Below are 7881 nucleotides of genomic sequence, written 5' to 3'. Positions count from 1 at the left end.
AATACATTCACTATTATAACAATATTCGTATTCAAACGAAACTAAACAACCAATCACCGATAAACTATCGGCAATTGGCTGTTTAAAAGGTGTTTTGATCCCTGTCTCAAAAACGGGGGTCAGTCCCTAAGACAGGCTTTTCATTTTTACGGATTTGTTGACCATAATCCCGCTGTTTTGATGAAAATGCGCGGATCTAATTTCAATTGTGCCACCATATATTCAGCAAGATCCTCTGGCTGCATAACCTTTTCAGGATTACCGTCAGTTAAGTTCAATTCAATAGACATATCACTAGCAACAGTGCTCGGCGTTAACGCGCTGACTCTGATATTATGCTTTCTCACTTCTTGCATAAGAGACTCTGTTAACCCGAGAACCGCAAATTTAGAAGCGCTGTAAGCACTAGTTGCAGCAGCTCCTCTTTGGCCCGCTGTAGACGAAATATTAATGATGTCTCCGGCTTTGCGTTCGATCATTTCCGGAAGCACCGCGCGAGTGACATGATACACACCCATTAGGTTGACATGTATAATATTTTCCCACTCGTCAGCTGACAGATCTAAGAATCCGCCAAATTTGCTGATGCCAGCGTTGTTAATGAGGATATCGATATCACCGAGCTGTTCTTTCACTTGAGCTACAGCTTGGTTAACCTCTTCGGCATCTTTTACATCTGCAGCGGCAAATGCTGCTTTTACACCAAGCGCTTTGACTTCTTCAGCCACTTTTTCAACATTTGCGGCAGTCCGGCCGATTAACCCGATATTCACGCCTTCTTTTGCAAGCGCAAGAGCTGTAGCGCGGCCTATTCCTCTGCCTCCGCCTGTGATAAGAGCGGTTTTATTTTGTAAGCTTTGCAATTGAAGCACCCTTTCTTTGTTTACATATGTACGATATCACATTATAAGTACAATAAATCCAATACGCAAATCAAACGAACTGTAAAAACATCATTTCTTCTGATTAAAAAAACGCAAACAGGGTAATGACATAAGAAAAGGAGTGAACATATGGTTATTGTTTATATCAGTCTCGCAGTATTGGCTATTTCTATCATTTATTTAGGGGCTAATGTGATTCAAAACAAGAAAAAAATAGATCCCGCACTAAAGGAGCTCACCTCTGTTACGCAGGCTATGCAAAAACAAGTCGAAGGATTAAAAACAGAAGCGCAGCTGCTGACACAGAAACAAAAGAAGATTCAGCAGGATGTCCAAATGAAAAAAAACGCATTTCAGCAGACAGCTGCTGAGGTAAAAGAAGTTCCTCAAGCAGTCAAAGAGGTGTGGCAGGCAGGCCATTTAAATAGCAGATAAAAATGAATGATATCCCATTGTTACGATCAGAATGGACAATGGGATATCATTTTTTGAGGAGGCTTGCGCATGATTGTAAACCGAAGCTGCTTAGAGGAGTTCAGAGAGAAACTGCATTCTCTTCCTTCGTCGCTTACAAAGTCTGATTTACTTGCTTCTCCATTTCGTCTCCATCAAGAAAACGAACTTTGCATCTACTATTCACCTCATAATGAATATATCAACCGGGCTGCCTCTATTGTGATTGCCGGAATCACGCCAGGTTTTTCCCAGATGAAAACAGCGTACAAAACAGCCGCCGAAAGCCTGCGGCAAGGCCGGTCTCTTGAGCAAATGGCAGTAGACACGAAAAAAGCAGCGGGTCTCTCCGGTTCGATGAGGCATAACCTTATCACGATGCTGGATTTTTGCGGGCTGCCGCAGGCGTTCGGCATTCAAAGCGCCGCACAGCTTTTTGGAGACTTACGGCATTTGCTTCATACAACTTCCGTTATCAAATATCCTGTCTTCATTCAGCAAAAAAACTATACCGGTTACAGCCCGGCTATCACTCGATCACCTATCCTAAGCACCTATGCTTTTGAGCACTTCCCTGCGGAGCTCAATAAAGTGACGGGACCGGCTCTTCTCATTCCGCTAGGAAAAGCCGCCGAAGCAGTCTGTGAAACACTGCTCGGCCAGCACAGCCTCCGGAATTTTTTTTACCTACGCGGATTTCCTCACCCATCGGGCGCGAACGGCCATCGTTTGAAACAATTCAGTAAAAACAAAGAGCAACTAGAAAGACAAATTCGTTCCTTTGCTTCCTCAGGTTTGAATTCACTATAGAAAAGAGGAAATAAAAGGGATATGATAAACGAAAACACAAACTTGGGGAGTGGTGGAATGTTTCCTGTATTAGAAACGGATCGGCTTACACTTAGACAAATCAAAGATCAAGATGCAGAAGCCATTTTTGCTTGTTTTTCAAACCATGAGGTGACACGCCATTACGGAATTGAAAACAAGGGATCTATAGAAGAGGCCCTGTCAATGGTTCAATCGTTTGCCGGCCTTTATCAAGAAAAACGCGGGATACGGTGGGGAATTGAAAGAAGAGACACCAAAGAACTAATCGGAACAATCGGATTTCATGCTTTGGCTCAAAAGCATAGGCGTGCAGAGATCGGTTATGAAATCATCCCGGCGCATTGGCGAAACGGATTTGCATCAGAAGCCGTGTCAGAGGTTGTATCCTACGGGTTTGCCGCCCTTGGACTGACACGTATTGGCGCAGTTGTATTTACTGAAAATGAAGCCTCAAATCGACTGCTCGTAAAAATGGGATTTCAAAAAGAAGGTGTCCTAAGACAGTACATGTATCAAAATGGAATCCCTTATGATACAAATATGTATTCTCTTTTAAAATTAAGGGGATGAACGGTATTATCTTGCTCTGTACGTACATCCCCTTCCCTTTTAAATGTCCGATTCATGACCTGCACCAGCTTTGACGTCTTGATTCTTGATCACTTCCTTCCAGATGTTCACCCCTTATGCGCTCACATAACTTACAAAATAAAAAAGATGCATAGTGGTCTATACATCTCATGTTCTATTTCCCCTATTCATAAATCCCTTTATTGATCCTTCTTCTTGTGATAAAACCCCCAAGGAAACAAAACACAGCCGACCACATCAAAATGTAGACAACCTGAATCTTGTATTCCCACATTGTATGTCCCATTTCTACCCCATGAATGAAAGTCATATACGCTTTTTGCGGCAGTATCGCACAAAGGGCATTTAATATTGGATAATGTGGAGTAAAAGAAATAAAACAGCCTGACAATACACATGTGATCACACTGATACCGCTTGTCATCAAACTGATGTTTCGCTCCATCACAGAAGCCATAAAGATAGCGAATGCTGTTGCAAGCACTGTAAGAACACCCAGTAATCCAGCAAGAATATCCAAACGGAAACCAATTTCAGCATGAAAGAGTACATTTGTAATCACGATGGCCAAGTAAGTGGGTATGTATAAACATAAAAACGTAAAGATAAACTGAACCAATAAATATTTCTCCACATGCACGGGAGACACTAAAATCCTTCTGAAGGTTTTGAGCATCCGGTCTTCTGGATATAACCCAGTCAATGCCACACCTTGCATCAATACAAGCATCACGATAAAGCCTACTATATTCGTTCCCCTTCCCCGTTCAGTCCTTAATTCGTCCTCTCCCCGGTAGCTGCCTGGCATTTTTCCAGTCTCAAAAAATTGCTGGATCATTTTTTGATCCGCTTTACTTTTCAACGTGGTCACTTTGTAATCACGTTGATTTTTTTCTACGATGGCTGCATATTTCCCTAACACCAGATCAGAAAACTTCGGCTTCTGATGTACCGTTACCACTCTAAATGCAGAATCACTCGGCATATGTTGCACGTCGTCCTGTTCTGTAACAAAAGCGATTGTTTCTTTGAAAACCGGCTTCCCGGAAAACATAATCGCAACGCCGATCATCAGAGGGATAATGATCACTGCAATAATGATAATGGCTTTTTTGGACAGGATTCGCTCCCACCTGTTTCGGAATAAACTCAGCATACATATCCCTCCGGCTTAAATACAACATGCGAAACGGCAATACAAATGATTGAAGCCAATAATAGTCCTGACATAACAGGCAGCAGCATACTGAAATCGTGATCATAAATGAGGCGATATGAACATTCTGTTACCCATTTAACCGGAGAAAGAAGCGATATGTTATTGACGGTATCTCCAAATCTGTGAATCCCGAAAAATACACCGCCAAAGAAAACAAAAGAAGCTATCGGAATTTGCATGATCCCGTTCGCCTGTTCTTCATTTTTGAACAAACAGCAGAACATTGTGCCAAAACAGCAGCCGAAAAATAAAAATACATACAATAAGAGCATGAAATACGGGAGTTCCTGTCCTCCAAAGTTCAAATGAAAAATCGTCTGGGCAATCAACACATTCACGCTGTACATGATGACACTGAATATCCAAGTTGATAGTAATTTAGAAAGATAAATACTAGTGGTCGAAACCGGCGCATACACAATGCGGATGTTTGCTTTCTTCACCTTCTCCTCCATAAACGTATTAGAGGCCGTCATAGCGATCAAAGCCGCAGCGAAAATCATCATATTTACTCCGTAATAATCGTACGAACTGACACCGCCCGCTCCAAAGCTGTTTTTCGAAACAAAGCCCATGACCAGAATGAGAACGAATGGAAAAGCCGTATTGGCGATCACGAGAACCGGATTCCTTACAATATTCATAAAATCAAACGTTATCAATTTTAACAAACTCATTTTGCTCTCCTAATCTCTTAAATTTCTTCCCGTCAGCTCTAAAAATACCGTTTCTAACGATGCCTCTTTTTTGTTCATGCTTAGAATGCCGCAGCCCTGGGCACCCAATTCTGCTATGATTTCACTCAGGTAATCTTGGTTCTGCCGAACGGTAACTTTTAGTTGACGGTCTGAGAAATCAACTCCTGTCACTCCTTTGACTCCTCTAATTGAGTTTTTATTTAATTGCTGAGCATGCGTCAACTGAAAAGCATATGTCATTTCTTTATTCACTTCTCTATATAGCTCTTCTTTTGTTCCATTGGCAATGATTTTTCCTTCATTCATGATGATAATGCGATCTGAAATAGCCTCGGCTTCTTCCATATAGTGTGTTGAGTAAATAATGCTCGCGCCTCTTGTTTTCAGCTCTTTTATCGATACCAAAATGTGATGCCGGGATTGCGGATCGATTCCTACTGTCGGCTCATCCATGATAATCAGTTTCGGCTGATGGGCAATAGCGCACGCAATGTTTAATCTTCTTTTCATCCCGCCAGAAAACGTCTTAGGCTTGTCATCTTTCCTGTCATAAAGCTGCACAAGCTCCAAAGCCTCTTTTACTCGGGTTTTCAGTTCTTCTCCTTTAAGCGAATAAAGGCTCGCAAAAAAACGAACATTTTTCTCAGCGGAAATTTCCTCATAAATCGCGATATCTTGAGGCACAATCCCGATGCCTTTCTTCATTTCCTTTGACCATTTTTTCACATTATGGCCCAAAATCGTAACGTTTCCGGAACTGGCCGACAATGCCCCGGATAACATATGAATGGTTGTGCTTTTCCCTGCACCATTTGGACCTAGTAAGCCAAGTACTTCCCCCTCTCTCACTTCAAACGAAATCCCATCTACCGCCGTTTTGTTTCCGTACTGCATTTTTAAATCTTTTACTGCCGCCACGTTGTTCATACGTTTCTCCTTTTTACATTCTCCGTTTTGCGAATTCCTGCAATAAATTTGTTTTCAAATGATCCCGATTTTGTTCAATATCAAAATCAGCAGCGTTTTCTTCAAAACCATCCTGTTCTTCTCCATCGAAACTGTATAGCTTCTTCAATAAAACCCACAATATTTCCAGCTCTTCCGTAGAAAACTCTTTAAATAGATCTGCCATAAAGTACACCGCTTTTTCACCGCATTCCTCCATGACACGTTTTCCTGAATCAGTAATCTTCACATTAACCGCTCGCTTGTCGCGTTTACTTGGTACAGTGGTGACATAACCTCTTTTTTCAATGCTACTGACAAGCCTGTTGATGTTTTGTTTTGAAGTGCCTAATTTTTTTGCAATGTTGTTGAATGTCGTTTCTTCTTCCGGTAAATGCAGTATGGCAACCATCGTCATAAATTGTCTTGACGTTAAGCTTTCATAATAATCGTCCCCGCGTGATTGAATTTTGTTTAAGACGGAAAAAAGTGTAGCGTAAGACTGCTGCATTAAAAATAAATCTTTCAGTTCTTTAGAATAATCCATGATGCTCCCTCCATAAAAGACAATATATTGTCTTTATAATCATAACATTTCGTACTCTATTGTCAATATGTTGTCTATTTTTATTTAGAAAAGTTTTACAGCCCCCTCAACAATTCATACAATAATAACATACTGAACGATACGAAAAGAGGTAATGTTGATGGCTCGTCATCGTGAATTCAATGAAGATCAAGCGTTGGAAGCCGCTATGAATCTGTTTGGGAGAAAGGCTACGAAGCCACTTCAAGATACGTCGTTCAGGCGAGTTAAAAAGCAAGATCAACGCTGAACAAAGGCGCAGACCTTTATTTTATTCTCATCGGGCTGACTGTGATGATGAAATCCCGCCCAGATCAGCCATTTGTACAGCATTCCGTATCGGAAATCCTTGCATTACTGAACAAATGATAAAAAGCGCCCTGAGACAGGGCGCTTTCTGATTAAGATGCATATTGAGGAGACGTTTCCTCCTGTACTGCTTTTTCCTCAGGTATATGAATGCATTTCGTCATGACTGCACTCGCAAGATAAAGGACCGCAAAGATCCAGACGACGCCTTGCGCACCGACGAGACCGATGAACAGCCAAGCGAGCGCAGGACCGACAAACGCTGATAAACCTGCAGCCAAATTCAACACAGACATGGCCGCTCCTTTGTCTTTTCCGGCCACCGTCGGCACAATCGCACCGATCGGTACATAGCCTGCCAACAAACCTCCCCAAATAAAGCCGATCACGCTGACAACCGCTACACTTCCGCCGGAGAAAACAGGTGCATAATATAATAGGATGGTGAAAATACCGCAGCCGACTCCACCAAACCAAATAACGGTATTTTTCCAGCCGAATTTATCGCCGACAATTCCAAAGATAAGGTTAAACACAATGTTCCCCAGAAAAATCGTTCCCCAAACCTGCAGCCACACATTGGTTGAAATCCCGTGCTGAGCCATGTGCATCGGTAAAAAGACTGGGAAACCATATGTACCAATGCTGTTGATGATTCTGATGATTCCGCCTGTAAGCACCTGAGGATTCGTAAAAAGAATGGTAACTCCTTTTAAAAGTTCCTCGGCTGTTTCCGATCTATTTCGTTTCTTCTTTTCAAAACGGTCTTTATTGATAAACAATGCGAAGATGGCACCGAGACATACCCAGAATATCGAGCTCCAAAGCGTATTCAAATAGCCGAATGCTTTGATCGCATAGCTTGAGTACCAAGCACCAAACACAAACATGCCGAGGCAATATGCAATCCAAAACCAGCCGACAGCAGTGCTCAGTTTGTTTTGGGGTGTTCTGTAAATGACCCATGTCAAGAAAGAATAAGCAAAAAGCGGGTAGCCTAACCCTTTTACGAAGTAAGTCACATACATCACAGGAAGGTTCAGCTGTTCAAATCCAAACACGATAAAGGCAGTTGTACCGATCACATAAAACAACAGCCCCATAAACATCGTCCGTTTTGCGCCAAATGCTTCGAGACATACACCTGAAAACCAGGAAGCTATGGCAAGCGCAATCCCGTAAATGCTAAAAATTGAAGCGGATTGCTGAACCGTAAGTCCGTTTTCGATCAGAAACGGGCTGAGCCAGCCTTGTTCAAGCCCGTCTCCCATCATAAACAAAACAACCCCTAAAAACCCCCAGGCAAGCCGCTTCGGTATTCCCATTTTATCTAACATATCTGTCTCCTCCTTAGATGCTGATATC

Annotated in this window: 9 protein-coding genes and 1 pseudogene; 4 read left to right on the top strand and 6 right to left on the bottom strand. The window is 42.2% G+C overall.

Features of this window, described 5'->3' with window-relative positions; genetic code table 11:
* On the top strand, window positions 1-86 hold an 86-nt coding region (locus tag AC0DBE_RS05350; RefSeq protein ID WP_131121716.1), incomplete at its 5' end, for an IS3 family transposase.
* Between the two features lie 60 nt (window positions 87-146).
* On the opposite strand, the gene AC0DBE_RS05345 is transcribed toward AC0DBE_RS05350, so the two are convergent.
* Entirely contained in the window at window positions 147-863 is a 717-nt protein-coding gene (locus tag AC0DBE_RS05345) for a 3-ketoacyl-ACP reductase (protein ID WP_472961318.1), read from the bottom strand.
* Between the two features lie 150 nt (window positions 864-1013).
* On the opposite strand from AC0DBE_RS05345, the gene AC0DBE_RS05340 reads away from it, so the two are divergent.
* The 3 genes and pseudogenes from AC0DBE_RS05340 to AC0DBE_RS05330 all read left to right on the top strand — a co-directional run bounded on the left by AC0DBE_RS05340 (window position 1014) and on the right by AC0DBE_RS05330 (window position 2738).
* Complete coding sequence (locus tag AC0DBE_RS05340; RefSeq protein WP_014113988.1) at window positions 1014-1319, top strand: DUF948 domain-containing protein; 306 nt, start codon at window positions 1014-1016, stop codon at window positions 1317-1319.
* Between the two features lie 69 nt (window positions 1320-1388).
* Window positions 1389-2161, top strand: a pseudogene (locus AC0DBE_RS05335) (hypothetical protein).
* A 43-nt stretch (window positions 2162-2204) separates the two neighbouring features.
* The gene (locus AC0DBE_RS05330; RefSeq protein WP_087987027.1) at window positions 2205-2738 is read left to right on the top strand and encodes a GNAT family N-acetyltransferase; all 534 of its coding nucleotides are present in this window, start codon (window positions 2205-2207) and stop codon (window positions 2736-2738) included.
* Window positions 2739-2922: 184 nt separating this feature from the next.
* On the opposite strand, the gene AC0DBE_RS05325 is transcribed toward AC0DBE_RS05330, so the two are convergent.
* The 5 genes from AC0DBE_RS05325 to AC0DBE_RS05305 form a co-directional block, all read right to left on the bottom strand.
* Window positions 2923-3915, bottom strand: a complete 993-nt coding sequence (locus AC0DBE_RS05325) for an ABC transporter permease (RefSeq protein WP_087987026.1) — start codon at window positions 3913-3915, stop codon at window positions 2923-2925.
* Window positions 3909-4655 (bottom strand): ABC transporter permease, encoded by a 747-nt coding sequence (locus AC0DBE_RS05320; protein WP_014113991.1) that lies wholly within the window; start codon window positions 4653-4655, stop codon window positions 3909-3911. Before AC0DBE_RS05320 ends, AC0DBE_RS05325 begins: the two co-directional genes overlap by 7 nt.
* A 9-nt stretch (window positions 4656-4664) precedes the next feature.
* On the bottom strand, window positions 4665-5603 hold the full coding sequence (locus AC0DBE_RS05315; protein ID WP_014113992.1) for an ABC transporter ATP-binding protein: 939 nt from the start codon (window positions 5601-5603) through the stop codon (window positions 4665-4667).
* 13 nt (window positions 5604-5616) lie between these two features.
* Window positions 5617-6168 carry a MarR family winged helix-turn-helix transcriptional regulator gene (locus AC0DBE_RS05310; RefSeq protein ID WP_014113993.1) on the bottom strand — a complete coding sequence of 184 codons (552 nt, stop codon included), beginning with the start codon at window positions 6166-6168 and terminating at the stop codon, window positions 5617-5619.
* 440 nt (window positions 6169-6608) lie between these two features.
* Window positions 6609-7853, bottom strand: a complete 1245-nt coding sequence (locus tag AC0DBE_RS05305; RefSeq protein ID WP_472961313.1) for an RbtT/DalT/CsbX family MFS transporter — start codon at window positions 7851-7853, stop codon at window positions 6609-6611.
* Between the last annotated feature and the right edge of the window lie 28 nt (window positions 7854-7881).

The organism is Bacillus sp. VA15, assembly GCF_055721145.1.
This window is presented reverse-complemented; position numbering and strand designations above follow the sequence as displayed.

Excerpts from the sequence above, each read along its gene's own strand:
- AC0DBE_RS05320 (WP_014113991.1), bottom strand. The coding sequence starts at position 4,655 with ATGAGTTTGTTAAAATTGATAACGTTTGATTTTATGAATATTGTAAGG.
- AC0DBE_RS05315 (WP_014113992.1), bottom strand. The coding sequence starts at position 5,603 with ATGAACAACGTGGCGGCAGTAAAAGATTTAAAAATGCAGTACGGAAAC.
- AC0DBE_RS05340 (WP_014113988.1), top strand. The coding sequence starts at position 1,014 with ATGGTTATTGTTTATATCAGTCTCGCAGTATTGGCTATTTCTATCATT.
- AC0DBE_RS05325 (WP_087987026.1), bottom strand. The coding sequence starts at position 3,915 with ATGCTGAGTTTATTCCGAAACAGGTGGGAGCGAATCCTGTCCAAAAAA.
- AC0DBE_RS05310 (WP_014113993.1), bottom strand. The coding sequence starts at position 6,168 with ATGGATTATTCTAAAGAACTGAAAGATTTATTTTTAATGCAGCAGTCT.
- AC0DBE_RS05305 (WP_472961313.1), bottom strand. The coding sequence starts at position 7,853 with ATGTTAGATAAAATGGGAATACCGAAGCGGCTTGCCTGGGGGTTTTTA.
- AC0DBE_RS05330 (WP_087987027.1), top strand. The coding sequence starts at position 2,205 with ATGTTTCCTGTATTAGAAACGGATCGGCTTACACTTAGACAAATCAAA.